The 24,666-nt window shown below is 65.2% G+C and carries 22 protein-coding genes; 9 read left to right on the plus strand and 13 right to left on the minus strand.

The window, feature by feature from the left end:
• The first annotated feature begins 144 nt into the window (after nt 1-144).
• From HMPREF1484_RS03495 to HMPREF1484_RS03510, 4 genes are all read left to right on the plus strand, one after another.
• Nucleotides 145-3,570 (plus strand): DEAD/DEAH box helicase, encoded by a 3,426-nt coding sequence (locus HMPREF1484_RS03495; RefSeq protein ID WP_147594885.1) that lies wholly within the window; start codon nt 145-147, stop codon nt 3,568-3,570.
• The gene (locus HMPREF1484_RS03500) at nt 3,567-4,421 is read left to right on the plus strand and encodes an ADP/ATP-dependent (S)-NAD(P)H-hydrate dehydratase (protein ID WP_016663648.1); all 855 of its coding nucleotides are present in this window, start codon (nt 3,567-3,569) and stop codon (nt 4,419-4,421) included. The genes HMPREF1484_RS03495 and HMPREF1484_RS03500 overlap by 4 nt, the downstream gene beginning before the upstream one ends.
• 82 nt (nt 4,422-4,503) lie before the next feature.
• Complete coding sequence (locus tag HMPREF1484_RS03505; RefSeq protein WP_016663649.1) at nt 4,504-5,520, plus strand: TerC/Alx family metal homeostasis membrane protein; 1,017 nt, start codon at nt 4,504-4,506, stop codon at nt 5,518-5,520.
• Nucleotides 5,521-5,574: 54 nt separating this feature from the next.
• Nucleotides 5,575-6,306 (plus strand): VIT family protein, encoded by a 732-nt coding sequence (locus HMPREF1484_RS03510; protein ID WP_016663650.1) that lies wholly within the window; start codon nt 5,575-5,577, stop codon nt 6,304-6,306.
• Between the two features lie 8 nt (nt 6,307-6,314).
• Here HMPREF1484_RS03510 and gluQRS read toward each other — a convergent pair whose 3' ends face one another.
• Genes gluQRS through HMPREF1484_RS03525 form a run of 3 tightly spaced genes read right to left on the minus strand, consistent with a single transcriptional unit; the run spans nt 6,315 to nt 8,635 of the window.
• Nucleotides 6,315-7,328 carry a tRNA glutamyl-Q(34) synthetase GluQRS gene (gene gluQRS / locus HMPREF1484_RS03515; RefSeq protein ID WP_016663651.1) on the minus strand — a complete coding sequence of 338 codons (1,014 nt, stop codon included), beginning with the start codon at nt 7,326-7,328 and terminating at the stop codon, nt 6,315-6,317.
• The gene (locus HMPREF1484_RS10845) at nt 7,315-7,887 is read right to left on the minus strand and encodes a GNAT family N-acetyltransferase (RefSeq protein WP_016663652.1); all 573 of its coding nucleotides are present in this window, start codon (nt 7,885-7,887) and stop codon (nt 7,315-7,317) included. Before HMPREF1484_RS10845 ends, gluQRS begins: the two co-directional genes overlap by 14 nt.
• The gene (locus HMPREF1484_RS03525; protein ID WP_016663653.1) at nt 7,880-8,635 is read right to left on the minus strand and encodes a hypothetical protein; all 756 of its coding nucleotides are present in this window, start codon (nt 8,633-8,635) and stop codon (nt 7,880-7,882) included. Before HMPREF1484_RS03525 ends, HMPREF1484_RS10845 begins: the two co-directional genes overlap by 8 nt.
• A 175-nt stretch (nt 8,636-8,810) precedes the next feature.
• Between HMPREF1484_RS03525 and HMPREF1484_RS03530 the strand changes: the two genes are divergently transcribed.
• Together HMPREF1484_RS03530 and HMPREF1484_RS03535 are read left to right on the plus strand one after the other, a co-directional pair.
• The gene (locus tag HMPREF1484_RS03530; RefSeq protein ID WP_016663654.1) at nt 8,811-9,347 is read left to right on the plus strand and encodes a peptidylprolyl isomerase; all 537 of its coding nucleotides are present in this window, start codon (nt 8,811-8,813) and stop codon (nt 9,345-9,347) included.
• A gap of 20 nt (nt 9,348-9,367) precedes the next feature.
• On the plus strand, nt 9,368-10,318 hold the full coding sequence (locus HMPREF1484_RS03535; RefSeq protein ID WP_016663655.1) for a rhomboid family intramembrane serine protease: 951 nt from the start codon (nt 9,368-9,370) through the stop codon (nt 10,316-10,318).
• Between the two features lie 168 nt (nt 10,319-10,486).
• On the opposite strand, the gene HMPREF1484_RS03540 is transcribed toward HMPREF1484_RS03535, so the two are convergent.
• From HMPREF1484_RS03540 to HMPREF1484_RS03550, 3 genes are all read right to left on the minus strand, one after another.
• Nucleotides 10,487-10,924: a hypothetical protein gene (locus HMPREF1484_RS03540; RefSeq protein WP_016663656.1), complete on the minus strand. Its 438-nt coding sequence runs from the start codon at nt 10,922-10,924 to the stop codon at nt 10,487-10,489.
• Nucleotides 10,925-11,039: 115 nt separating this feature from the next.
• Nucleotides 11,040-11,879, minus strand: coding sequence for an aldo/keto reductase (locus tag HMPREF1484_RS03545; protein WP_016663657.1), 840 nt, complete (start codon nt 11,877-11,879; stop codon nt 11,040-11,042).
• A 56-nt stretch (nt 11,880-11,935) separates the two neighbouring features.
• A complete protein-coding gene (locus HMPREF1484_RS03550) occupies nt 11,936-12,811 on the minus strand; it encodes an aldo/keto reductase (protein WP_016663658.1) in 876 nt (291 codons plus the stop codon).
• A 99-nt stretch (nt 12,812-12,910) separates the two neighbouring features.
• Here HMPREF1484_RS03550 and HMPREF1484_RS10850 point away from each other — a divergent pair, with 99 nt between their 5' ends.
• Nucleotides 12,911-14,515 (plus strand): LssY C-terminal domain-containing protein, encoded by a 1,605-nt coding sequence (locus HMPREF1484_RS10850; RefSeq protein WP_051120613.1) that lies wholly within the window; start codon nt 12,911-12,913, stop codon nt 14,513-14,515.
• Nucleotides 14,516-14,539: 24 nt separating this feature from the next.
• Here the strand turns inward: HMPREF1484_RS10850 and nhaA (HMPREF1484_RS03560) are convergent, their stop codons facing one another.
• The 3 genes from nhaA (HMPREF1484_RS03560) to HMPREF1484_RS03570 all read right to left on the minus strand — a co-directional run bounded on the left by nhaA (HMPREF1484_RS03560) (nt 14,540) and on the right by HMPREF1484_RS03570 (nt 18,834).
• Nucleotides 14,540-15,883, minus strand: coding sequence for a Na+/H+ antiporter NhaA (gene nhaA, locus HMPREF1484_RS03560; RefSeq protein ID WP_016663660.1), 1,344 nt, complete (start codon nt 15,881-15,883; stop codon nt 14,540-14,542).
• A 168-nt stretch (nt 15,884-16,051) separates the two neighbouring features.
• On the minus strand, nt 16,052-17,434 hold the full coding sequence (gene nhaA, locus HMPREF1484_RS03565) for a Na+/H+ antiporter NhaA (RefSeq protein ID WP_016663661.1): 1,383 nt from the start codon (nt 17,432-17,434) through the stop codon (nt 16,052-16,054).
• A 56-nt stretch (nt 17,435-17,490) separates the two neighbouring features.
• Nucleotides 17,491-18,834 (minus strand): M20/M25/M40 family metallo-hydrolase, encoded by a 1,344-nt coding sequence (locus HMPREF1484_RS03570; RefSeq protein ID WP_016663662.1) that lies wholly within the window; start codon nt 18,832-18,834, stop codon nt 17,491-17,493.
• A gap of 109 nt (nt 18,835-18,943) precedes the next feature.
• Between HMPREF1484_RS03570 and HMPREF1484_RS03575 the strand changes: the two genes are divergently transcribed.
• Together HMPREF1484_RS03575 and HMPREF1484_RS11880 are read left to right on the plus strand one after the other, a co-directional pair.
• Complete coding sequence (locus tag HMPREF1484_RS03575) at nt 18,944-20,131, plus strand: glycerate kinase (protein ID WP_016663663.1); 1,188 nt, start codon at nt 18,944-18,946, stop codon at nt 20,129-20,131.
• Nucleotides 20,112-20,234 (plus strand): hypothetical protein, encoded by a 123-nt coding sequence (locus HMPREF1484_RS11880; protein ID WP_016663664.1) that lies wholly within the window; start codon nt 20,112-20,114, stop codon nt 20,232-20,234. The genes HMPREF1484_RS03575 and HMPREF1484_RS11880 overlap by 20 nt, the downstream gene beginning before the upstream one ends.
• Here the strand turns inward: HMPREF1484_RS11880 and HMPREF1484_RS03580 are convergent.
• Genes HMPREF1484_RS03580 through HMPREF1484_RS11975 form a run of 4 tightly spaced genes read right to left on the minus strand, consistent with a single transcriptional unit; the run spans nt 20,231 to nt 24,650 of the window.
• Entirely contained in the window at nt 20,231-22,036 is a 1,806-nt protein-coding gene (locus HMPREF1484_RS03580; RefSeq protein ID WP_016663665.1) for an ABC transporter ATP-binding protein, read from the minus strand. The two genes, HMPREF1484_RS11880 and HMPREF1484_RS03580, sit on opposite strands and share 4 nt — an antisense overlap.
• Nucleotides 22,033-23,994: an ABC transporter ATP-binding protein gene (locus tag HMPREF1484_RS03585; protein ID WP_016663666.1), complete on the minus strand. Its 1,962-nt coding sequence runs from the start codon at nt 23,992-23,994 to the stop codon at nt 22,033-22,035. The genes HMPREF1484_RS03580 and HMPREF1484_RS03585 overlap by 4 nt, the downstream gene beginning before the upstream one ends.
• A 48-nt stretch (nt 23,995-24,042) precedes the next feature.
• Nucleotides 24,043-24,435, minus strand: a complete 393-nt coding sequence (locus HMPREF1484_RS03590) for a type II toxin-antitoxin system HicB family antitoxin (RefSeq protein ID WP_016663667.1) — start codon at nt 24,433-24,435, stop codon at nt 24,043-24,045.
• A 5-nt stretch (nt 24,436-24,440) separates the two neighbouring features.
• Nucleotides 24,441-24,650 (minus strand): type II toxin-antitoxin system HicA family toxin, encoded by a 210-nt coding sequence (locus HMPREF1484_RS11975; RefSeq protein ID WP_084813919.1) that lies wholly within the window; start codon nt 24,648-24,650, stop codon nt 24,441-24,443.
• Nucleotides 24,651-24,666: the final 16 nt, after the last annotated feature.

The raw sequence follows: 24,666 nt of genomic DNA on the forward strand, positions 1-24,666 counted from the left end.
GTGAGTAGGCGGTGAGGGCCGGAAGGGCCCGGGGCCGGCCCATCCCTCGGGCAGCAGGCCGGGGGCAGGCCCGCCCCTCGGCTAGGGAGCGGAGGGCTCTTGGTGGTCCGACGGCGCCTTTTCCTGGCCTGTACCCTGGAAGTTATGGCTTCTTCCGCGCACACCCCTCAGCCGCCGTTTCCTTGCGTGCCGAAGGCCCTCATCGAACCGGTGTTTGGACGCGTCGTCGTGGAGCGCGCGGCCGATTACGCGAATGACGACCATGTTCGCCTTCCCAACTGGGTGACGACCTCGACCGGGTCGAAGGGCGAGCTCATCGGCGTCGTGCACGGGCGCGGCGCGGAGTCCTACCGGGTGCGGGTGTCGCTCCACCATGTCGACGATGACGAAAGCGAGACCGAGGGGGCGCTTCCCCTGTGGATTCCCGTGCAGTCGACGTGTTCGTGTCCCGTGGTCATGAACTGCAAGCACGGCGCGGCGCTTGCCCTGTGGTCGGGCCAGCAGGCAGAGGAGTGGGCGGAGGCCCGCGAGGCGGAACCCGAGGAGAAGGCAGCGTCGTGGCTCGAGACCCTCGCACCGCTCTTGCGGGCGAGCGAGGAGGAAACGGAGGACACGACCCCTCTCGCGCTCGGTTTTGACCTCAAGGCCGAGCAGCTCCACAAGACCAGGTTCTCGTGGGGGTATGAGCCGTTCACGATGGCGCACCTCGAGGCGGGTAAGAGCGTGTATCTGTCGATCCGCCCGCTGCGCCGCGGTAAGCGCAACAACTGGATCAAGTCGGGGCTGTCGTGGCGGACGTTCGAGTACCGCATGAACGGTCGAGGCTTCGACCCCGCGCATGCTGACGCCTTGACCAGGATCTTTGCGCTGTCGGAGGCGGATCGCAGCCACACGGCCGCGGTCGAGCAGCTGTGGATCAACCAGTTTCGCTCGCCGATCCTGTGGGAGGCTCTCGCGCGCGCTCGCGAGGCGGGGGTGGCGTTTGTGGGATTGGAGAACGTTGGCGAGGTCCGGCTTGGTGAGGGGGCCGACGTCGGCCTCGACCTGACCGGCGCCGACGATCTCACGGTGCGGGCCCTCGCCCATATTGACGGCGAACCGAGGCCCGAGGCGCGCATGCTCGGTTCGAACGGCGTCATCGACATCCGCCAGGGCGCCCGCGACACGTTCGATATTGAATTCGCGGCAACCTCCGCGCCTGTGCCGATGCCCGTGCAGAAGCTCCTCGAGGCACGCACTCGCATCGACGTGCCAAAGAGCGACCGCGAGGCGTTCTTTGATAGCGCGCTTCCTCGCCTGAACCGCGTCACGAGCGTCGCAAGCGGCGACGGAAGCGTCACGATGCCCGCGCCGAAAAAGCCGCGGCTGCAGCTCGAGGTCGCCTACAGCGGTGCGAACACGGTTGCACTCGCGTGGTCGTGGTTCTACCCCTCAACTCGGAGTCGTTTCGGCGTGTACCAGCAGGGTGGTGCTGGCCGCGAGCACGACTACGAGGATGAGCTTCTTGCCGAGGTGCGTGACCTGTGGCCAACGGTTGGCGGCGCGCGCCCCGATGACCGCGCCCCCGAAGGCACCGAGAAGCTGAGCGACGTGGACACCGCCCACTTCACGACGCGTGTTCTGCCTGAGCTCGAGGCGATGGACGGCATCGACGTCACCGTTTCAGGCACGCGCCACACCTATCGTGAACTCGATGGCGATCCTTCCGTGCGCGTGAGGCAGACCGAGAATCCTTCGAAGAATGATTGGTTCGACCTTGGTTTCGAGGTCACGCTCGAGGGCAGAACGATCCCGTTCCCCTCCCTTTTTGTGGCGCTCGCGAAGGGGCAGTCGACGCTTCTGCTCGAGGATCGCACCTACTTTTCGCTTGAGCATCCGGCATTCGATGCCCTGCGCGCCCTCATCGCCGAGGGGGAGGCTCTCGCGGAATGGAACCCCGAACGCCAGCAGATCTCGAAGTATCAGGTGGGGTTCTGGGAGGATCTCGCCGACGCGGCGGATGCGACCGAGGCTGCTGACGGTTGGGAAGAAACCGTCGGAAAACTGAAGAACCTCGAGGCCATCCCCCATACGCCCATTCCAGCCGGGCTGCACGCGAAGCTGCGCTCCTACCAGCGTGAGGGCTTCGAGTTCCTTGCGCTGCTGTATTCGCTCGGGCTCGGCGGGATTCTTGCCGATGACATGGGGCTTGGCAAAACCCTCCAGGCGCTCACGCTTATCCAGCACGCGCGAGAGACGGCGAGCGCGGGGGAGGGGAACGGCTCGGTGATGGTGCACGCGGGGGAGACCTCCGCCCAGGCAAGTTCAGGTCCGACGTCTTCCGGCACCCATCGCCCCTTCCTCGTCCTGGCGCCGAGCAGCGTGCTCGGTGTGTGGCAGGCGGAGGCCGAGCGCTTCACGCCCAACCTGAAGGTTGCGCTCGTGGATCGCACGAGGCGCGCCCGAAAAACGGAGCTGCGGCGCGAAATCGAGGGCGCCGATATTGTCGTCACGAGTTACACGATTGCCCGCATCGATTCGGAGGATTTCGCACGCGAACAGTTTGCGGGCCTCATCCTCGACGAGGCCCAATTCGTGAAGAACCGCGCCTCGCGCATCCATCAAGCGGTCAAGAGGATCAAGGCGCCGTTTCGCCTCGCGATCACCGGCACGCCCATGGAGAACTCCCTCGGGGACCTGTGGGCGATCATGTCGATCGTCGCGCCGGGTGTTCTTGGCCCTCACGTGCAGTTCCGCACCCACTTCACGCAGCCGATCGAATCGGGCGAGCATCCGGAGAAGATGCCCGTGCTTCGCCGCCGGCTCCGCCCGTTCATGCTGCGGCGCACGAAGGAACTCGTGGCGAAGGACCTTCCTCAGAAGCAGGAGCAGGTCGTCAAGGTCGAGCTCGAGGGGGCGCACCGCAGGATCTACGATTCGGTGCTTCAACGCGAACGCAAGAAGGTCCTCGGCCTCATCGACGACATGGACAAGAACCGCTTCATCGTGTTTCGCTCACTCACGCTCTTGCGGATGCTCGCGCTCGATCCCGCGCTCGTGGACGATGGCGGCGATAAGAACGCGCCGTCGACGAAGCTCGCGGTTCTTTTCGAGCGCCTCGACGAGGTCGTCGCCGAGGGCCACAGGGTTCTCGTATTCTCGCAGTTCACGAGCTTCCTCGCGCGCGTCGCGGAGCAGCTTCGGGAACGCCAGATCGCCTACCAGTACCTCGACGGTTCGACCCGCGATCGAGCCGACGTCATCCGAGACTTCCGCGAGGGCAACGATCCCGTATTCCTCATCTCCCTCAAGGCCGGCGGTTTCGGCCTGACGCTCACCGAGGCCGATTACGTGTTTCTCCTCGATCCGTGGTGGAATCCCGCCGCCGAAAACCAGGCGATTGACCGCACGCACCGCATCGGCCAAACGGAGCGCGTCATGGTCTACCGTCTCGTTGCGGCAGATACGATCGAGGACAAGGTCCTCGCGCTCCAGGAGAAGAAACGCGCGCTGTTCGATTCGCTCACCGACGGCGGCGAGGCGTTCAGCGCACAGATCACCGCAGACGACGTCAAGGAGCTCTTCTCGTGACCGGTCTCGACAACCTCGCCCGCTACTGGCCCGCGCCTACCGAACGCGACCACAAGTACACGCGCGGCGTTGTGTGCATGGCGACGGGCAGCGAGCACTACCCGGGTGCGGCGCTCATCGGCTGTGAAGCGGCGGCCCGCTGCGGCGTGGGCATGGTGCGCTACCTCGGGCCCGAAGCCGTCGCGCGCATGGTGATAGCGCGTACACCCGAGGTCGTCCCCGCCGTCGGCCGTGCACAGGTATTCGTGGCTGGCTCCGGATGGGAAGGGCCGGGCCGTCTTGAGGCCGTGCGCGCGTGCATGACGGAAACCTCGCCGGGTGCCCATCTGGTCGCGGATGCGGGCGCGCTGAGTCCCGCCCTGGCGCGTGCGAATTCCGACGATTTCTCCGCCCGCCTCGTTCTCACCCCTCACGCGGGGGAGGCCGCGGCTCTGCTCGACGGCTGGGACCGTGGCCGCATCGAAGCCTCGCCTCGCGAGGCCACCGAGACCCTCACCGAGCGCACTGGTGCGACGGTGATCCTCAAGGGGCACACGACGTGGATTGCCGCGCCGGGGACCGACACTCTCGCGGTCACATCGCCCACGACGCGCCTCGCGACCGCGGGAACGGGCGATGCGCTCGCGGGCATCACCGGGGCGTTGCTGGCGCTCAACCACGCACAGATCGCGCAAGGGCTTGAGCGCGGCGACCGTCGGACGCTCCTTGCGGTGTGCGAAGCCGCTGTGACCCTGCACGCTCACGCCGCGGCCCTCGCAGCGGGTGAGGGCCACGCGCCGATTCTCGCAAGCGACATTGCGCAGGTGATTCCTGACCTCTTCGCTCGACTCTCGTCCAAGGTGAACACGTAGACTAGACACAATCCGAAGACGGGCGCCCCATGATGTGAGGCGCCCTCGTCATTTCCACCGCCCCCAGCCCGAAGGGACCCCGATGGGTGAGATTTCCCTGCAGTTCGAGGTCATTTCGCTGATCGTCCTCGTTGCGATCCTCGTTATCGACCTTCTCCTCGTTCTCAAGCGCCCCCACGTGCCGTCCTTCAAGGAGTGCATCGGCTGGGTCGTGTTCTACGTGGCGCTCGCGCTCATCTTCGCCGTCACGCTCTACTTCCTCGCCGACCACCAGGTCGCGGGACAATTCATCGTGGGCTGGCTCACCGAATACTCGCTCAGTATCGACAACCTCTTCGTGTTCATTGTGATCATGTCGAAGTTTGCTGTGCCGAGGAAATACCAGCAAGAGGTGCTCATGGTGGGCATCATCATCGCGCTCATTGCGCGTGCGATCTTGATTTTGCTCGGCATCGCCGTGATCAATTCCTTCGCGTGGGTGTTTTACATCTTTGCGATCTTCCTGTTCTACACGGCCTATAAGCAGGTCCAGGGCGAGGAAGAGGAGGAGGCCGAGGACGGCTTCGTCATGAAGAAGCTCAAGAAGGCCATCCGCGTTCACGATGAGTACGACGGAAACAAGCTCCGCACGGTGGTGAACGGCAAGAAGGTCTTCACGCCGATGCTGCTCGTGTTCCTCACGATCGGCCTGACCGACGTGATGTTCGCGTTCGACTCGATCCCCGCGATCCTCGGCATTTCGCAGAACCCGTTCATCGTGTTCACGACGAACCTGTTCGCGCTCATGGGCCTTCGCCAGCTGTACTTCCTGCTCGGCGGGCTCGTGGATCGCCTCGTGTACCTCCACTACGGTCTCGCGGCGATCCTCGCCTTCATCGGCCTCAAGCTCGTCATTCACGCAGCCCACGAGGCGCCGCTGTGGCCCGAGAATTCCGGATTCGGACACTTCGTGCACTCGATCCCCGAGATCCCGATCTGGCTGTCGCTCGCCGTCATTGCCGGTTCGATGATCATCGCGATTATCGCCTCGCTTCTGTGGGCGCCGAAGACGAACGACGATAAACCGGCGGCCGCTGTCGAGGGTGGCGAAGGACGCTAAGGGTAGGCTTCCCGGTCTAGCGGGCAAGGTTTTTAGCGACGTAGCGTGAGAGCTATGAGTAGCTCTAGCACCGCCTCAGAAACCTCCTCCGAGGACACCCACGACCGCGCCGCGTCATCGGCGAACCTCAACCGCCTGCGTGCCGGTGTGCTCGGCGCAAACGATGGCATCGTGTCCGTCGCCGGCATGGTCGTTGGCGTCGCCGCCGCAACCCCGACCTTCGGCGCTCTCGCGATCGCGGGTGCCGCCGCGCTCAGTGCCGGCGCGCTCTCGATGGCGATGGGCGAGTACGTGTCCGTTTCGACGCAGCGAGACACCGAACGTTCGCTCCTCGAGCGTGAGCGGCAGCGTCTCGCCGCGGATCCGGAACGTGAACTCGCAGCCCTCGCGGCCTCTCTCGAGGAGACCGGGATCCCCGAAGACCTTGCGCGCGAAGCCGCCGAACGCATGAGCGCGCACGACGCGCTCGACGCTCATGCCCGCGTGCGCTACGGCATTGAAGAAGAGTCGATCGCATCGCCGCTCGGCGCCGCCTTTGCCTCACTCATCGCATTCACGCTCGGCGGCCTCCTCCCGTTGATCGCCGTGCTCGTCACGCCCGTTGCCTTCAAAGTCCCCGCTGTCGTTCTCGCGGTTGTCATCGCGCTCGCCCTCACCGGCTCTATTTCGGCGCGCCTCGGCCAGGCGAAAGCGGGCCGGGCGACGATCCGCACGATTCTCGGCGGCACGGCAGCGATGGCCGTCTCCTACGGCATCGGTACGCTGCTCGGCGTGAGCGTGATTTAGGCGCCGGGTCACTCGCCGGGCGTGTAGATCCATGGCGCTCGCGGCAAGGCGCCAGGGTCGAAGGCCTCGAGGATGTCGCGGGCGCTTCGGCACCCCGGAAGCCCCAGGGAGTCTCCGATGGTTTCGGCGACGGCCTCGGGGCTTTCGCCTTTGGCGAGGCGATCCCTGAGCGTCACGGCCCCGTCTCGCTTGGCGATCCTCGCCCCATCTGTATTGAGGGCGAGCGGGACGTGAATGTAGGAGAGGCGCGCTGACGGAGGCGGTGGCGAGGCTGTCCCGGCGACCGTCGGGCCCGCGCCGAGGCGATCAGGGTGCGGGAAAAGCCAGGGCGCGGCGTGCGCGAGTAGGTCGGTGAGGTAGGCCTGGCGCGGACTCGAGCTGAGGAGATCATCCCCGCGCACGACCTGATCGACGCCCGTCTCAATATCGTCGACCACCGCCACGAGGTTGTAGGCGAACATCCCATCGCCGCGCACGAGCACGAAGTCGTCGACGTCGCCCAGGGTGTGCCCGGCGTACAGGTCGGTGACCTCGTAGGAGTGCGTATCCGCGCGCAGTCGCAGCGACGGCTCGCGATTCAGCGCGCGCATCTTCGTGCGACCGGCCTCCCGCTCGACTTCGGTGAGGTCCCGGCATGTTCCGGGGTACGCCCCAGGCGGGGCGTGAGGGGCCGACGGCGCCTCGTGAATCTCGCGGCGGGTGCAATAGCACTCGTAGACGAGCCCGCGTTCATCGAGGGCAGCCACGACCCGCTGATACAGGTCAAGTCGCTTCGACTGCCAGGCAACAGGGCCGTCCCAGTCGAGGCCAAGCGCCTCCATGTCCTCGAGCTGCCTCTCGGCGCTGCCTTCCTTCACACGGTTGAGATCCTCCATGCGCATGAGGAAATGACGGCCGGTGCGGCGCGCAAAAACCCACGCGAGGATCGCCGTACGAAGGTTGCCGAGGTGCAGATCGCCGCTCGGCGAGGGTGCGTAGCGGCCCGCGAAACCGAAGGGCGAGCGGGGATCAGGTGTGGTCATGGAGATCGAGGAGGTAGACGACGTGGGCGCCAGATTCGGTCGGGTCGCTTTCGTAAGAGAGGATGAAGCCGAGGCGCTCGGCGAGGCGGCGCGCGGGAAGGTTGTGCTCCGCGGTAATAAACGCGGCCTCGCGCGGCGCGGTGTCGAGCGCGGCGACCTCGCGAAGACACGTCGTGAGCGCGGCCGTGGCGACCCCGGTTCCCCAGGCCCTCGGCGCTAAACGCACGTAGGTGTTGGCGACCCAGCGCTTCCCGAGCGGCATCGCGGAAAGCCCCGCGACACCGAGGAACTCGCCCGATCCTGCCTCGCGGATGGCGCAGTAACCGAAGCCGTCGCGCTCATGCGAGTCGAGCCACATGCCCAGGACGCGCTGCATCTGGTCGACGGTTTCGAGCGGCCCGATCGTGTCGAGCGTGAACGTGCGCGGATCCGAGTGGAGGAGCCACAGTTGCGGAAGATCCGCCGGCGCGAGAGGCGCGAGGGTGTGCGAGAGAGCCCCGCTCCCACGGCGGGCGTGGGGAACGGGGCTCGTGCTGCTGTGCGGCGGAGTGTCACTCACCCTTGTGAGTGTTTTCCTTTTCGCCGTCGGCGAGGGACTCGGAGACGTCGCCGGCCTCGGCTGCGGCCACCGAATCTGACACTACGGTCGAATCCTCTTCGCTCACGCCAGCGGCGGGGTAGTGCGAGCGGGCGAAGTCCGCGGGCGGGGCCCACGGATCCTCGACGGGGCGGGTCTTCTGCCATGCGAGGTAGCCGGCGGTGCCGGCAACCGCGGCAATGCCGAGGACGACGAGGACGGTGCCGACCTTCGACTTCTTCTTGTCGGCAGCGGGGCTCGTGGTGGCGGCGGTGCGGATCTCGGGCGCGCCCTTCTCCCATTCGGCGCGAGCGGCATCCACGGCGGCGGCGACGGCCGCGCTGAGGGTCGTGTTCGCGGCGTCCGCGGTGCGGCGTGCGCGGGGGAGGTAGTCAGCCTCGAAATCGCTGCGGAACTTGCGAGCGCGCGGGCCGACGTTGCGATCGAATTCATCGGAAAGGCGGCTCGAAAGCCCGCTCACGCGTGCCTGGCCGACATCGAGGCCTTTGCGTACGCGCTTTTCAACCTCGGGGGCGTAGTCGCCGTAGAACTTTTCGGCGCGCTTACGCGCCTCCTTCGACGCCTCGTTGAAGAGCGGCCCGGCGTTGTTGAGTGCCTTGTACCACGTGCTCTGCGCGCGCTTCGCCTGCTTTTCGGCCTGCTTCTTCGCGTGCTTTGCGTGCTTCTTCGCGGCCTTCTTGGCCTCGCGCTTGGAATTGGTGAAAGCCATCGCTGACCCTTTCGTTCGTGCGCCGGACTAACCCGGCGGCGGTCTGGAAGTGCGGGTGGTGGCCACGCCGCGATGACTCAAGCCTACTAGCGGTGCATCGGCAGATCACAGTTTCTATGCAGAATGGCTGTGCGCCGTTCAGCGGTTTTCAGCGAGGGTATGGGAGGATCGAGGCATGTTTGCAACGCTTCACACGAATCACGGCGATATCCGCCTCGAACTGTTCGCTCACCACGCCCCCAAGACCGTCGCGAACTTCGTTGAGCTCGCGAAGGGCGAGCGCGAATTCACGAACCCGGTCACGGGCGACAAGGAAAAGCGCCCCTACTACGACGGCGTGATCTTCCACCGCATCATCGATGGCTTCATGATCCAGGGCGGCGACCCGACCGGCACCGGCACGGGCGGCCCCGGCTACAACTTCGACGATGAGATCTCCGAAAAGAACTTCAACGAGCCCTACGTTCTCGCGATGGCCAATGCCGGTAAGCGCATGAACGCCATCACGGGCCGCCCCTCGGGCACCAACGGCTCGCAGTTCTTCATCACCGTTGCCCCGACCCAGTACCTGCACGGCAAGCACACCGTGTTTGGTGAGGTTGCCGACGATGCCTCGAAGAAGGTCGTCGACGAGATCGCCAAGGTCGATACCGACATGCGTGATCGCCCGCTCGAAGACGTCGTCATCAACTCGGTGACCATCGAGGACTGACCCGAAGGTTCACTTCGTCGATGTCCCAGAGCTACGGAAAAGGAGCCGATCCGCAGCCGGGCGCGGGCGAGCCGAACTACACGAGTAGTACGGACTCCGTGTGCCCGCGCCACCCGGATCGGCCCTCTCTTATCCGCTGCCAGCGCTGCGATCGCCCCGCGTGTGTCGAATGTCAGCGCCGGGCCGCCGTCGGCGTCCAGTGCGTCGACTGTGTGAGCGAGGCCGAACACAGTCAGCGTCAGAGTGCCCCGCGAACCGTTGTGGGAGCCGAGCCCGTGCGCACTCTCCCCGTCGTGACGTACACGATCATGGGGCTGTGCGCCGTGATCTTCGCGCTCCAGTTCATCGGGCTTGACCGCACGCTCTCGCAGTGGTTCATGTTCGCGCCGTTCCGCTCGCTCGCGATGCCGTGGACTTTCCTCACGAGCGGCTTCCTCCACGGAGGAATCGCGCACGTGGGTCTCAACCTGTATGCCCTGTGGGCCGTGGGTCAATTCCTTGAGCGTGCGCTCGGGCACTGGCGCTATCTCGCGGTGTTCCTCGTGAGCGTGTTCGGCGGGCACACCGCCGTGCTGCTTCTGTCAAGCATCGGCACGGATTCGTGGTTCACGGGCACGGTAGGCGCTTCGGGCGGTCTTTTCGGCCTGTTTGGTGCGCTCCTGATCCTCCAACGCCGCCTCGGTGCGGAGAGCACGCAGGTTCTTATCCTTATCGTGCTCAACTTCGTGATCGGTTTCCTCTACCCGGGTATCTCGTGGCAGGGCCACCTTGGAGGCCTCGTTGTGGGGGCAGCAGCCGTCGGCCTTTTCTTCGCAACCCGACCCACCGCCGAACCTGGCGCGGATCGCGTTGCTATCGCGAAAAAATCGGCGCTCATTCACGGCGGCGTGATCGCGGGACTCGTCGTGTTGCTGATCGCCGCGTGTGCGGTCAAGTGGTGGCTCGCGGCACAGGCGGGCTACCTCGTCTAACGCCGCTTCGGTCGGGCTGGGTTTCACTCTCGTATAGCCCCGCCTCAACAGAGTTATCCACAACGTTATCCACGGTTGGGGAGAACTACATGGATGTCATTCACGCGTGAACAGCACGGATGCCCCGCCCAATCGGGCGGGGCTTTCGCGTATGCGGTTCGCGAGCGCTTAGAGTGCTCGATGCGCCTCGTGTTCGCGCGCAACTTCGGCTTCGGCAGCCGCGACGCGCTCGCTCCACGCCTCGCGGAGAGTCTCGAGTGCGTCGTGCGATGGAGCGTGCTCCACATCGAGTTCGAGAACGGTCGCGCCCTCATCCTCCATGAGGGTCGCTTGCACGATGATGCGAGCGCTCACGAGCGGGCTGTCGTACTCGACGCGGATGCGGTGCCCGAGTGCCGAGCCGAGCACCTTGCCGATGATCTGGCGGTTCTTACCGGGGTTCTTGACGAGGGGGCCGCCCACCATGAGGGGGATCGACTGAAGGCCGAGCCACGCGGGCAGCCACTGCTGGGTCATGCGGTCCCACGCCTCGTCTTGCGAAAGCGCGAAATGACCGCGTGCGCGGAACGTGTAGTCGGTGCGTGAAAGGGTGCGTGCGTCACTCATGCCTCCAAAATAGGAAGGCCCGCGCCCCCGGGGAAGAGGGCGCGGGCAGGTTCCGCACAGTGTTCGTGAACTTGTTACCTTCCGCTTGGCGGAACGAAACTTCGCCGCCGACGGTTTACTTAAAATCCGCCGTAGCCGGGTCCGGGCCGCCGCGGCCGTCGGCGCGCGAGAGGGCGTTGATCTTCTCGATCTCCTCGCCGCTGAGCGTGAGGCCGAGCGACTCCCAGTTCTCGGCGATGCGCGAAGGCGTGACCGACTTCGGGATCGCAATGGTGCCGAGCTGGCGGTGCCACGCGAGGATGACCTGGGCGATGCTCGCGTCATGAGCCTTCGCGATGGCCTCGAGCGCGGGATCGCTCAGGACGTCACCGCCCTGGCCAAGCGGCCCCCACGCCTCGGTTGCTACGCCGTACTTGGTGTTGGTGACACGCAGCTCGGCCTGGTTGAAGTAGGGGTGAAGCTCGATCTGGTTGAGGACGGGCGTCACGCCGCTCGTCTCAATGAGATCCTCGAGGTTTTCCGCGGGGAAGTTCGAGACACCGATCGAGGTGATGCGGCCTTGCTTCTGAAGTTCGATGAAGGCCTTCCACGTGTCGTTGTAGAGGCCGAAGCTCGGGCACGCCCAATGGATGAGGTAAAGATCGAGCACGTCGAGGCCGAGCTTACCCATCGACTCGTCGAAGGCACGCATTGTCTCGTCGTAGCCCTGGTTCGCGTTCCACAGCTTCGTCGTGATGAAAAGGTCCTTCGGGTCAACGCCCGCGGCATCGATGCCCTCGCGAACGCCCTTCTCGTTGCCGTAGACGGCAGCGGTATCGATGTGGCGGTAGCCGGTCTCGATCGCGGCCTTGACGGCGGCGGCGGTTTCATCGTTCGGAACCTTGAACACGCCGAAGCCGAGCTGCGGGATCGTCTTCCCGTCGTTCAGGGTTGTGAGTGGGCTTTCGTAGGCCATTGTTGTCTCCTTACGGTTGGCGGGCACGGACTGTCGGGGGCTGCGGTGCGTGGTGCCTAGCCTTGGTAGCCAGCTCCTCGCTCCATGGTTTCCGGGTCGAAGCCGGTGCGCCCGGCCTCGCCGCGGTCGAGGGCCGCGATTGCCGCGAGGTCCTCGGGCGTGAGGCGCACATTGAGCGCGTCGAAGTTCTCGCGGATTCGGCTCGGCGTCACCGACTTCGGGATCGCGATCGTGCCGAGCGCGAGGTGCCACGTGAGCACGACCTGCGCGGGGGTTGCCTCGAGGCGCTCGGCGATCTCGCGGATGATCGGTTCGTCGAAGAGGCCCTTGCCGCGATGAAGGGGCGCCCAGGCCTGGCTCAAGATGCCGCGCTCGCGATTGGCTTCGCGCAGGTCGTTTTGCGCGAAATAGGGGTTGAGCTCGATCTGGTTCAGCACGGGCACAACCCCCGTCGCCTCCGTCAGCTCGTCGATGCGCTGTGCCGGGAAGTTCGCGACGCCGATCGAGGTCGCGAGGCCCTCCTCACGGAGCCTGATGAGTTCCTCCCAAGTGTCGACCGCGAGGCCGTTCATGGGCATGGGCCAGTGGATGAGGTAGAGGTCGACGTAGTCGAGGCCGAGCCGCTCGAGGCTCTCCTCGAAAGCGCGGCGCGTCTTTTCGCGCCCGTGATCGTCGTTCCACACCTTTGTCGTGACGAACACGCTCGAGCGCTCGAGGCCCGAGTTTCGCACGGCACGCCCCACGCCCTCTTCGTTGCCGTAGAGCTTCGCGGTATCGATGTGCCGGTAGCCGGCCTCAAACGCACACTCGATCGCGGCCTCCACCTCATCGTTCGGAGTCTTGTACACCCCGAAGCCGAGTTGGGGGATCTTCTTGCCGTCATTGAGGGTGAGCAGCGGGCTTGTCGACGCGAACTCGCTCGTAGAGGTCATCGAATCCTTCTTCCTAAAGCCTCACACAAGCCTATAAATCTCCATCGGGCGGTCCCTGAATCATCGGGATCGGGAGGCGCCGCCCGTACAATGAGCGGCATGGAGGCTTACGGGGGGCGCGCACGCGCTGAGGCGAGGCGACCGTCGCAACCGTTTGTTCTCCCGGAGAAACCGCGCGTCGTGCCCCGCCCGCCGCACACGAAACGCACCCGGTTCGCGAAGTGGAAGCGGCCCGTTCCGCTCACGTATCCCGAATATGATCACGCGGCCGGCCATAGCCACGACCGCCCGCGCCTCGAGATCTACCCTCGGCTTGACGCCCTATTCGTGCTGCTCGCGACCGTTCTCTCGCTCGTGCTTGCCTACGTGTTTCTGCGGCAGGGCCTCACGACCAACCCGAGGCGCCTCGTCAACCTTCTCGTGTTTTGGCTCGTGTTCACCTACGTCGCTCTCCCGCGCATTCACCAGGCGCTCACGGCCGTGTACGTTCCCGATTACTTCATGGGGCGCACGCGCACGGCTGACGGTCTGCTGGGCGACCCCGTGAACCTTGCGTTCGAAGGCTCAGCCGAGGATATCCACGTGGCGATGCGCAAGGCCGGCTGGGTTCTCGCGGAGGAGAACACGCTGCACAGCGCGAGGCGCGCGGTAATCTCGTTTCTTCTTCGACGCTCCTACCCGCAGGCCCCGGTGAGTTCGCTCTTCCTCTTTGGTCGACGGCACGAGTTCGCCTACCAGCAGGAGGTGGGCGGTACGACGCTCAGGCGTCACCACATCCGGTTCTGGCGAGTGCCGCATAAGTGGGTCATGCCCGGCGGGCACCGCGTAACGTGGCTTGCCGCGGCGACGTTCGACCGCGGCGTGGGGCTTTCGCGCTTCACGTTCCAGGTCACGCACAAGATCGACGAAAACACGGACGTTGAACGTAACTACGTCGTCGATACGTTGTTGCACGCCGACCACGCGATCCCCGTGGGCGTTATCAAGGATTATTCGACCTCCTACCACCACAGGAACGGCGGCGGGGATCCGCTTCGCACGGACGGCCACTTGCCCGTCGTTGACGTGACGGGCGCCGAGGCTCGCTCGACCGGGTCCACCGCGGTGATCCAGCCGCGCAACCGTGCCACGGGTATCTTCTACCTGCGTGGACGCTCGCTGCGCCCGCGCGAACTCATGCAGTCGCTCGAGCGCGAATGGCATGGCGCTCGCGAGGATTTTCTGCAGGCACTCCGCAACGTCGGCGACCACCACCTGCCGCCCCCATCGATCGGGTTCGTCGGGCTCATGATCGCGCTTGAAGTGGCAGCGGTGGTGGCTCTGTGGGGGCTCGTGTGGGCGAAGGGATCGGGGGCCGCGCAGGCCGACGGCATCGTGCGCGCCCTCGGCTTCGATCAGCTCGGCGAAGCCCCGCTTCTGCCTTTCACCGTGCTCGTTGCGGGGCAGATCCTGCTGTTCCTGTTCATGCTTGGTCGCAACAGGTGGGCGAGGCTCGGCCTCATGGCCCTTCTCGCCTTCGACTCGCTTGCGCGCATTAGCGTAGCCGCGCTCGAGCCCGCGGGAGCGGCGAGTGCCACCGAGCTGCTCGGTGTTGGGCTGAGCACCCTCGCGCTTCTCACGCTTACCTCGGATGCGGCACGCATTTGGGTGCATACCGACCGCATCGCGTACTACGCGCAGCGCGAGGAGGGCGCCGCCGAGTAGAGGCGGCGGTCTATTCCCCGGCGGCTACTTCGTGCGCGAAGTATCGTCGGCAAACACGTCGGGGATGCCGTCGTGGTTCACATCGACCTTTTCGCGTTCGGCGATCTTCGCATAGCGGGCGTTTCGCGGCGTGAGGATGGCGGCGCCCACGATCGCGGCGAGCACCGAAGCGGTGAGCACGCCGACCTTCGCCCAATCATGCGCGGGGTTGGCAACGTCGAAGCTGAGCTCGGCCACGAGGAGTGACACGGTGAAGCCGATGCCGGCGAGCGCCGCGACACCCGTGAGGTCGATCCACTTAATGTCGGGGTCGAGGTTTGCGCCTCGGATCCGCGTCACGAGGAACGTCGTTCCCACGATGCCGAGCATCTTTCCTGCGACGAGACCGACGGTGATCCCGAGCGCAACGCTTGAGGTCCACGCCTCGGCGAGCCCGCTGAGGCCGCCGACGGCGACGCCCGCGCTAAAGAATGCAAAGATCGGCACGGCGATGCCCGAGGAGAGCGGGCGGAAGCGGTGCTCGAACGTTTCGGCAAGCGAGTAGCGCTCGCCGTACTTCGAAAGCGGATTCACCGGGATCATGAAGGCGAGGGCCACGCCGGCGATCGTCGCGTGGATGCCGGAGTTGTAGAAGAGCGCCCACACGATGAGGCCGAGCGGGAGAAGAACGAACCACGCGGCGCTGTAGTGCTTTTTAAAGAGTGCCTCGGCCTTGTTGGCGACCAGCCAGTAGAGCGCGAGAGGGATGAGCGCGAAGGCAAGGTAGTGGAGCTTGAGGTCGCTCGAGTAGAACACGGCGATGATCGTGATGGCGATCAGGTCATCGACGATCGCGAGGGTCAGGAGGAAGGTGCGCAGCGCCGCGGGGAGCTTTGAGCCGACGATTGCGAGGACTGCGACGGCGAAGGCAATGTCGGTTGCGGCGGGAATCGCCCAGCCACCGAGTGTCTCGGGGTTTGCCGCATTGATGGCCGAGTAGAGCAGGGCCGGCAGCGCGACGCCTCCCGCAGCGGCCGCGACGGGCACGAACGCGCGGCGGGGATCACGCAGGTCTCCTTTCGTGAGCTCCATCTTGAGTTCGAGGCCTACGAGGAAGAAGAAAATCGCGAGGAGTCCGTCGGCCGCCCAATGTGCGAGGGAGAGGTCGAGGTCCAGCCAGCTTGTCGAAAAACCGACGTGCATGTCGCGCAGGGAGAAGTAGGCGTCGGCGGCAGGGGAGTTTGCGAGGAGGAGTGCGAGGATGGTCGCTCCGACGAGGATGAGGCCACCGGTGGTCTCGGTCGTGAGGATTTTTTCGATGCGCGTGAGTTCGCGGTAGGTGCCGCGGGCGAGGATCGCGTCGGTACGGCTCTTGTGCTTGCTCGTCATGGGAGTCCTTGGGGCTCGGCGGGCATTGTCAACGAGCGAAGCATCCGGAGCCTCGCCCGTGCCGACCAGACTTCCCGGCACACCAGCCACCCACACTACAGGCTGAGGTGCGAATGGGGCCCGGGTCGTGTGACCCGAGCCCCATTCATGCGGGCGGTGTGCGAAGCCCTATGGCTGCGACGTGCGCGAGGTGTCGTCGGAGAACACGTCGGGAATGCCGTCCTGGTTCTCGTCTCGCGATTCGAGTTCGGCGATCTTCTTGTAGTGGTTGTTGCGGGGGATAAGAAGAATCGAGCCGACGATCGCGGCGAGGAGCGAAGCGGTCAGCACCCCGACCTTTGCGTCTTCCACGAGCGGGCTCGAGGGATCGAAGCTCAGCTCAGCAACGAGAAGCGACACGGTGAAGCCGATACCGGCGATGGCGGACATGCCGATGAGGTCGATCCACTTGATCTCGTCGTCCAGGTTCGCCTTCGTCAGCTTCGTGACGAGGAAGGTCGTACCCGTGATGCCGAGCATCTTGCCGCACACGAGGCCCACGATGACGCCGAGGGCGACGGTCGTGGTCCAGGCGTCGAGAAGACCGCTCAAGCCGCCCACGGCGACGCCAGCGCTGAAGAATGCGAACACGGGAACGGCAACGCCAGTCGAGAACGGGCGAAGCCTGTGCTCGAGGGTTTCGGCGAGCGAATGCTGGCTGCCGTAGGCGCTGCGGGCATGGACGGGCACGCAGAACGCGAGTACGACGCCCGCGATGGTGGCGTGCACGCCCGAGTTGTAGAACAGGATCCACGTGATGACCGCGAGCGGGAAGAGGATCATCCAGGCCGCAGAGTAGTGCTTCTTGAACAGCCATTCGGCCTTGTAGGCGACGAGCGCGTAGATCGCGATGACGGGGATTGCCGCGAGGAGGTACACGAACTTCGTTTCCTCCGCGTAGAAGATCGCGATGATGAGGATGGCGATGAGGTCGTCGACAACGGCGAGGGTGAGGAGGAAGGTGCGCAAGGCGGCGGGAAGCTTCGAGCCGATCAGGGTGAGCACCGCAACGGCGAACGCAATGTCGGTCGCGGCGGGAATCGCCCATCCGTTGTGGGAAGCTTCGGGACCACCGAGGTTCACGAGCGTGTAGATGATTGCGGGTACCGCGACGCCACCGGCCGCGGCGAGCATCGGCACGAGGGCAAGCTTCGGGTCGCGCAGGTCGCCACGCACGAACTCGTGCTTGAGCTCGAGGCCTACGAGGAAGAAGAACACGGCGAGGAGACCGTCGGCTGCCCAGTGTGCAACCGAGAGGTTGAGGTTCAGCCATCCGAGGTCGAAGCCGAAGTGGGCGTCGCGGATGGTGAAGTAGAGGTCCGCGAGCGGGGAGTTCGCGCAGATGAGCGCGAGGATCGTCGCGATGACGAGAGCAATGCCGCCCGCCGATTCCTTCGTGAGGATTTCTTCGACGCGGCTGTATTCGCGGAAGGTTCCCTGCTCAAGGATTTTTCGTGGGGTGCCCGGTTTGGGCGCGGGCAGGTCGTGTTTCGACGCCGGCTTGCTGTTCACTGCGTGCCTTTCTGATTGGTCGAGTGTGGTGAAGTGGGGTTCTCGCGACGCTTGAGCTACGAGGCGCTCAGGTTCTCGAGGAGGGCGAGGAAGAACGCCTCGCATTTGTCGATTTGTTCGAGGTCAACGTATTCGTTGGCGCCGTGGGCCTGGGCGATGTCGCCGGGGCCGATCACGACGGCACTCATGCCCGCGGCCTCGTAGATGCCTGACTCAGTGCCGTACGTGACCTTCGTGGGGCTGATGGTCATGCCGAGTTCGCGCGCGAGCTGTGCGGCGTCACCGTCGGTCCCGCAATCGAGCGGGTAGAGAAGCGAGCGGATCGTGAGGCTCGCGCCGACGTTTTTCGCTTGCTCGGGATCGGCCGGATCGGCGGGAATTGCCTGCTTCATCTCGTCGTCGAGTTCGGCGATCTTCGCCTGGATGCGGCGGGCGATCGCGATCGCGTCGTCGCTTGGCAGGGCGCGGTATTCGAAGAGCAGGTGGGCGTGCGCCCCGACCGTGTTGATCGCGTTGCCGCCATCGAAGCGGTTCACACCGCCCGTGATGTGGGGGACGAGGAAGGCGGGATCGTTCGGGCCTTCGGCTACGCCGCGGTCGATGATTTCTTCGTGGAACCAGGTCGTGAACTCCGCTGCGTAGCGGTTCGCGTTGAGACCTCGGGGCAGGAGGCTCGAGTGCGCCGCAATCCCGCGGAAGTCCGCTTCGAACGCGTTCATCGACTTGTGGCCGGTGATGACGTCCATCATCGTGGGCTCACCGACGTAGGCGATGCGCGGCGCAATATCGAGGGTTTCGAGTTGCTTGACGAGTTCGCGCGCACCGTTGCAGCTCGTTTCTTCGTCCCACGTCGCCGCGAGGTAGACGGGTTCGGTCAGCTCGGCCGCGAGGAAGCGGTCGGCGAGGGCCGTGAAGGTCGCGAGGTACCCCTTCATGTCGGCGGTGCCGCGACCATAGAGTTTTCCGTCCCGCTCGGTGGGCTCGAAGGGATCGCTGCTCCAGTTCTGCCCCGTGACGGGCACGCAATCGGTGTGGCCAGCGATGAGGATGCCGCGGCGCTCTGCGACCTGCACGTGCACGGGTGTGCTCTCACCATCGAGCCGGTTCACGCCGCCGCGCCCGGTGCCGTAGTCGCGACCGAGTACGTCCTTTGCCGCACGGTCTGTGCTATCACCAGCGGTTTCTCCCGCCGCGGGGAATACGGCCACGAGGTTCGCATCGAGACCGTCCTCTTCGCGGAACACGTGGGTAGTGACGCCCTTGCTCGCGAAGATCCGCTGCAGAAGCATGATCGTGTCGAGGTTCCCCGTGTGGGAGGTGCTGTCGATACGCACGAGAGCTTCGAGAATTTCGCGGGGACTCGAAGGCAGGGTCGACTCGGGGTTCTCAGTTTGCGACATAATTCCACGTTACCCCCTTGACGGTTTCGTCGGGAGGAGCGGTACTTTCTCTGTGAGAGAGCTGTCGAAGAACGCCCAGATTAAAAGGGCAGGAGTAGGGAGGCCCGCGGTGAGGGTTCTGATCGCGCCCGATTCCTTTAAAGAATCGATGAGTGCGCGCGAGGCGGCTGAGACGATCGCGCGAGGAGTGCGCGCGGTTATTCCGGGGGCGGCGTGCACGCTTGCTCCGGTGTCCGACGGTGGCGAGGGTTTCACTGCCTCCCTCGGGACAGCGCTCGGGGCCACCCTCCATTCCGTCACCGTTGCGGATGCCCTCGGCCGCCCCGTGAGCGCAGAGTACGGCCTCGCCCCAAACGCGCAGCCGTCCACAGCGGTCCTCGAGATGGCGAGCGCCGCGGGACTCATGCACCTTCAACCGGGGGAGCGCGACCCGATGAGGGCGAGCACGCGCGGCGTCGGCGAACTCATCTCCTCCGCGCTCGATCGGCTTGGCGAGGGCGGCCGGCTCATCATCGGCCTTGGCGGCTCCGCAACGAATGATGGCGGGGTGGGGATGCTCGGTGCGCTCGGCGCGCGGTTTCTTGATTCCGACGGCCGCCCGCTTCCCCCCGTACCCGCCTCTCTAGCCGGGTGCCTTGCCCGCATCGACGTGAGCGGCCTCGATCCTCGGCTCTTTGAGGTCAGCATCGAGGTCGCGTGCGACGTGACGAACCCGCTCCTTGGCACGAGTGGTGCAAGCGCGGTCTTCGGCCCGCAAAAGGGCGCGGATCCCGCCACGGTGGCGAAGCTCGAGGGTTTCCTCGGGGAACTCGTGGAGGCTGCGGAAGCGTCGGACCCTTCCCTTGGCGCCCGGGCTCATGCAACCGAGCCCGGTGCTGGCGCCGCGGGTGGGCTCGGCTGGGCCCTCGCGACGTTCCTCGATGCGCGATTCGAGCCGGGTTTCGATCTCGTCGCGCGTACGGTGGGGCTAGAGCAGGTGATCGAGAATGCTGACCTCGTGTTCACGGGCGAGGGGGCGATCGATGCACAAACGCTCTACGGCAAGGCCCCCGCGGGTGTCGCCGCTCTCGCAAGGCGCCACGGCGTGTCGTGCGTGGTCTTCGCGGGACGCATTGGTGAGGGCGCCGAGGTGCTTTACGCTCATGGTGTGAGCGCTCTCGTGCCGATCGTGCAGGGAGTGACGACTCTCGAAGAGGCCCTCAATGACGGTCCGCGCAACCTCGAGCGTGCAGCGGCAACCTCGATGCGACTCATGGAACTAGGAAAAGGAGCAGTTCATGGCGACGAATCAGGCTGAACACGAGCGCATCGTGAGCGACGCAGCAGCCTTCGGCCTTGAGCGCTACAAGGAAGTACTAGAGCGGTTAGGTGAAGGCGCGAGTGAAGCCGAGGAACCCTAGAGCGAATCCTGCCACGCTTTGTAGAGGGCGGCGAAGCGGCCTCCCTGCTCGATGAGCGCCCTGGGGGCGTCGTCTTCGACCACGACCCCATCGTGCAGCACGAGCACGCGGTCCGCGATCATGACGGTCGAGAGACGGTGAGCGATGATGATCGCCGTGCGGTTGCCGAGGAGCTTCGTGAGGCCCTCCTGCACGAGGCGTTCACTCGGCAAGTCGAGCGAACTCGTCGCTTCGTCGAGGATGAGCACGTTCGGGTTTGCGAGGAACGCACGCGCGAACGAAATGAGCTGACGCTGACCAGCGGAGACGCGCCCGCCGCGCTTGCTCACGTCGGTGTCGTAGCCGTAGGGGAGGGCCTCGATGAACTCGTGCGCGCCGATCGCTTTGGCCGCGCGCACGACCTCTTCGCGGCTTGCGCCGGGCCGCCCTAACTCGATGTTGTCGGCAACGGTGCCGCTGAACAGGTACGCCTCTTGGGTCACCATGACCACATTGTGTGTGAGCTCCGCGCTCGTGAGGTCGCGAAGATCGACACCGTCGAGTTCCACGGAGCCCTGCGTGACGTCGTAAAAACGCGAGACGAGCTTCGCGATCGTCGACTTGCCCGCACCCGTCTGCCCGACGAGTGCGACGGTCTGACCTGCGGGAATCGAAAGGTCGAGAGGCTTGAGCACAAGGGGACCATCCTCGCTATAGCGGAACTCGGCCCCCGTGAACTGAATTGCCCCGCGGCCGCTCGCGATGGATTTCGCGTGAGCGGTGGTGGGCTCGGCAACCGTCGGAACTTCCCACAAAAGCGCACTGATCTTCTCGAGTGCCGCCGTGGCCGACTGGAACGAGTTGTAGAAGTTCGCAATCTCATCGACGCGCTGGAAGAAGCGCCTCGCGTACAGCACGAGCGCGAGGAGCACGCCCACGCTCAAGTCACCCGCGAGGACGCGGAAGCCGCCGACGACGAGAACCGCCGCGACGGTGACGTTCGCGAGGAGGCGCAGCGCGGGCTGGTAGATGCCAAACACGGAGATCGAATTGAGGGTCGCGCGGCGGTAGTTTTCCGCGAGCGCCCGGTATTCGCGCGAGTTCGATTCCTCCTTGCGGAAGGCCTTGACGGCGCGGATACCGTTCATTGCCTCGACGAACTGCACGATGAGGGCTGCCGAGTGCGTGCGCATACCGCGATAGGCGATGCGCGAGCGCACCTGGAACCACACGGTGAGGGCGATGCACGGGATGAGCAGCACGAGCATGATGAGCCCGGTTGGCCAGTCCATCGCGACGATCGATGCGGCGGTGAGAACCATCGAGAGGCTCGAGCCGATGAGGATCGGCACGCCGAACTCGAGAAGCTCGCGCAGCGCCTCCATGTCGGACGTTTGGCGAGAGACGATGCGCCCGGAGGTATAGCGTTCGTGGAACTCGAGGGAAAGGCGCTGCGTGTGCCGGAAAACGCGGCGGCGCAGCTCGAGCAGGAGCCTCTGACCGATGACGGAGGACTGGCGGGTGAAGGCAAACGTGAGGAGCGCGGCGAGAATCGCGCAGGCCGCGTGGAGACCGGCCGCGCCGAGTGCCGGCATAGCGTCGCCGTCGATCAGGGCAGGAAGCCCATTGTCGATGCCCCACGCGAGAATCGCGGGACCTGCCACGACAGCGGCCTGGGCGAGAACCACCATGATGGCGACAAGCACGATCGAGCCCTTTTCTGGCGCGAGTAGCGCGCGAAGCAGCGCGAGCGAACGCTTGCGCGAGGCGCGGTTTTCTTCCTTCGTGAGCTCGTGATCTTCCTCTTCGACTGCCTGGCTCACTGCGCACCTCCCTTCTCGTCAACCGCTTCGCGAATCTCAGCGACCTCGAGGCTTCCCGTTTCCGTCGCGACCCGCGTCAGGTTTCGGTTTCCTCGCGCCTCTTCTTCCTGGTTCGCGATCACGTAGCGGTAGCGTTCGCTCGAGGCCATGAGCTGCGTATGTGTGCCGACAGCCGTGATGCGGCCATCCTCGAGAAGTGCGACGCGGTCCGCGAGCGCGACGGTCGACGTGCGGTGCGCGACGATGAGCGTGGTCGTGTGGGAGAGAACCTCGCGCAGGCGTTCCGTCACGCGCTCTTCCGTTTTCGTATCGAGCGCGGAGAGGGGATCGTCGAGGAGGAGCACCGTGGGTTTCGCGGCGATTGCGCGGGCGAGTGCGAGGCGCTGGCGCTGCCCGCCAGAAAGGCTCATTCCCTCCTCGCCGATGTGGGTCTCGACGCCTTCGGGTAGGTCGTAGGCGTAGCGCGCGTCGGCGGTGTCGAGGGCGAGTTCGAGGGCCCGGTCGAGCTCGGCGCTTCGCGTGGACGTGCGCGTCACCGGGGGCACGGTGCCGTCGGAACCAAAGAGCCTGTCCGCGAACTCCACGGTTCCGACGGTTCTTTCGTACCCGGGAGCCCCAAGGAGCACGTTGTCGCGAACGGAATCGCTGAAAAGCGTTGCGTCTTCGAACGCGAAGGCCGTGATCCGGTGGAGGGTGTCGAGGGGGATGTCGCGCACGTCGTAGCCGTCGATCGTGATCGAGCCCGAGGTGACGTCGTAGAGGCGTGGCACGAGCTGGAGCAGGGTCGATTTGCCGGAGCCGGTGATTCCCACGAGTGCCATGGTCTCGCCCGGTTCGATCTCGAGGGTTGCCCCGTCGAGGAGGTCGGGCATGTGCGCGGGGGAGTCGGAGTAGCGGAAGTGGACGTCGTGGAGGGCAAGCCTGCCTGCGAACGTGTGCCCGGGCTCGAGCGTCGGCGTCTCGGGATCGGCGATCGTGTTCGGGGCGTCCATGACGTCGAAGTAGCGGTCGAGCGCGGTGTTCGTATTGATGAGCATGCCGAACAGCTGGCCGAGCATGCGCACGGGGCCCGTGACAAGCACGGCAGTCACGAAGTAGGCGCTCAATTGGCCGAGGTTCATGTGGCCGTGTGCCGTGAGGTAAATGCCGAGGAGGAGGCTGATGGAGGTGGCAATCTCTGGAAGGCCGTACATGAGCATGTCGAAGCGCGCGATCGCGGTGGCCTTTTTGACCTCGGTTCCGCGAAGCTCGTCGGCCTGGAGGGTGAACTGTTCGAGAGCCGTGGGGCCGCGGCCAAAGGCTTTGAGTACGCGGATGCCCTGGACGGATTGTTCGATTGTGGTGGCGAGGTCGCCGTTTTGATCCTGCGAGAGACGAGAGAGGGTGGAGAACTGCCGGTTGAAGCGGAACGAGAAGATCCCGATGGGGATGGCCGCTGCGACGAACACGAGAGCGAGGATCCAGCTCGCGCGGATGAGTAGTGCGATGCCCACGATGGTCGTGACGGCTGTGGTCACGCCCATGATGACGCCGAACGCGATCCAGCGGCGGATGAGGTTCGTGTCGCTCATCGCGCGCGAGAGCAGCTGCCCTGAACTCCATTGGTCGTGGAAGGTGACGGGCATGTCCTGGATTTTGTCGTACAGATCGGTGCGCATGTCGCGTTCGATGGCGGTTGCGGGAACGAGGGCGAATACGCGGCGGAGGAACAGGAGGAGGGCCTCGAAAATGCCGAGCACGAGCACGGTTGCGCCCGCGGTCCACACGGCTGTGGCGGTGCCACCCTGGACGAGGTCGGAGTTGACGAGACGCTCGAGCACCTGCGGGATCATGAGGCCGAGGACCGCGCTCCCGATCGCGCACACGAGACCGAGCATGAGACGGACGCGTATGGGCCGAACGATTCGCCACAGCCGGATCATCGGATGCGGGTGCGAGGTCGCGGAGTTTTTGTGCATGGCCTGCACGATTTTACCGGCGGCTCCCGTTTTATGTGGGCTGTTTCACTAGGTGGGAGCGGTCTGTTTCTCGAGCTGGGCGATGCGCTGATACGAAAGGCCGAGTGCCTCCGCGGTGTCGCGTTGGCTCATGCCGCTTGCGCGCAAGGTGCGGACGGCAGCGCGTGAGAGGCGGGCCGCCTCGGCGGAAGTCTTTCGAGACTCTTCCTCAAGGTCGCGGGCTTTTTGCCATGTCGAGCTCACGTCGCGCGGAAGCTGGATCGAGAGATCGACGGCCACCCTTGATTCGTCGACATCGAGGTAAAGGCCGATGGCCTCGGCTGCGACGGCGCGGGCATCCTTGAGGTTGCGTGTTTGAGTCGCGATATCGAGGGCCGGAATCTCGACAACCCACCATCGACCTTCGCGGCGAGCAAGGACGTGAAATGGCGAAGCCACCATGAGTGCTACCTCCACTCTTTCGGTGCTTGGGAGCCGAGCGTTCGTGCGATGCTTCGAATGACGCCCGGCGAAATTTCTGGATGAGCTGGAAGGATGATCGGGGAAGGGTTCAAGGGGTGCTTCCACTTCTCGTGCGAGCCACGCGTACTGTCATGTCTCCACCCTCGTGCCCGAAGCACCTTGGCAGCGTCGCGGTACTTTAATGGCTTGACCATAGGGTAAATCTAGAGC

Source organism: Dermabacter sp. HFH0086 (genome assembly GCF_000413375.1).
GTDB classification, from domain to species: Bacteria; Actinomycetota; Actinomycetes; order Actinomycetales; family Dermabacteraceae; genus Dermabacter; species Dermabacter hominis.

What these genes read in the sequence shown, in the direction of transcription:
- HMPREF1484_RS03495 (WP_147594885.1), top strand. Translation starts at nt 145, where the DNA reads ATGGCTTCTTCCGCGCACACCCCTCAGCCGCCGTTTCCTTGCGTGCCG.
- HMPREF1484_RS03585 (WP_016663666.1), bottom strand. Translation starts at nt 23,994, where the DNA reads ATGCACAAAAACTCCGCGACCTCGCACCCGCATCCGATGATCCGGCTG.
- HMPREF1484_RS03545 (WP_016663657.1), bottom strand. Translation starts at nt 11,879, where the DNA reads ATGGCCTACGAAAGCCCACTCACAACCCTGAACGACGGGAAGACGATC.
- HMPREF1484_RS03505 (WP_016663649.1), top strand. Translation starts at nt 4,504, where the DNA reads ATGGGTGAGATTTCCCTGCAGTTCGAGGTCATTTCGCTGATCGTCCTC.
- HMPREF1484_RS10850 (WP_051120613.1), top strand. Translation starts at nt 12,911, where the DNA reads ATGGAGGCTTACGGGGGGCGCGCACGCGCTGAGGCGAGGCGACCGTCG.
- HMPREF1484_RS03540 (WP_016663656.1), bottom strand. Translation starts at nt 10,924, where the DNA reads ATGAGTGACGCACGCACCCTTTCACGCACCGACTACACGTTCCGCGCA.
- gluQRS (WP_016663651.1), bottom strand. Translation starts at nt 7,328, where the DNA reads ATGACCACACCTGATCCCCGCTCGCCCTTCGGTTTCGCGGGCCGCTAC.
- HMPREF1484_RS03525 (WP_016663653.1), bottom strand. Translation starts at nt 8,635, where the DNA reads ATGGCTTTCACCAATTCCAAGCGCGAGGCCAAGAAGGCCGCGAAGAAG.
- HMPREF1484_RS11975 (WP_084813919.1), bottom strand. Translation starts at nt 24,650, where the DNA reads ATGGTCAAGCCATTAAAGTACCGCGACGCTGCCAAGGTGCTTCGGGCA.
- HMPREF1484_RS11880 (WP_016663664.1), top strand. Translation starts at nt 20,112, where the DNA reads ATGGCGACGAATCAGGCTGAACACGAGCGCATCGTGAGCGACGCAGCA.
- HMPREF1484_RS03530 (WP_016663654.1), top strand. Translation starts at nt 8,811, where the DNA reads ATGTTTGCAACGCTTCACACGAATCACGGCGATATCCGCCTCGAACTG.
- HMPREF1484_RS03550 (WP_016663658.1), bottom strand. Translation starts at nt 12,811, where the DNA reads ATGACCTCTACGAGCGAGTTCGCGTCGACAAGCCCGCTGCTCACCCTC.
- HMPREF1484_RS03510 (WP_016663650.1), top strand. Translation starts at nt 5,575, where the DNA reads ATGAGTAGCTCTAGCACCGCCTCAGAAACCTCCTCCGAGGACACCCAC.
- HMPREF1484_RS03535 (WP_016663655.1), top strand. Translation starts at nt 9,368, where the DNA reads ATGTCCCAGAGCTACGGAAAAGGAGCCGATCCGCAGCCGGGCGCGGGC.
- HMPREF1484_RS03590 (WP_016663667.1), bottom strand. Translation starts at nt 24,435, where the DNA reads ATGGTGGCTTCGCCATTTCACGTCCTTGCTCGCCGCGAAGGTCGATGG.
- HMPREF1484_RS03570 (WP_016663662.1), bottom strand. Translation starts at nt 18,834, where the DNA reads ATGTCGCAAACTGAGAACCCCGAGTCGACCCTGCCTTCGAGTCCCCGC.
- nhaA (WP_016663660.1), bottom strand. Translation starts at nt 15,883, where the DNA reads ATGACGAGCAAGCACAAGAGCCGTACCGACGCGATCCTCGCCCGCGGC.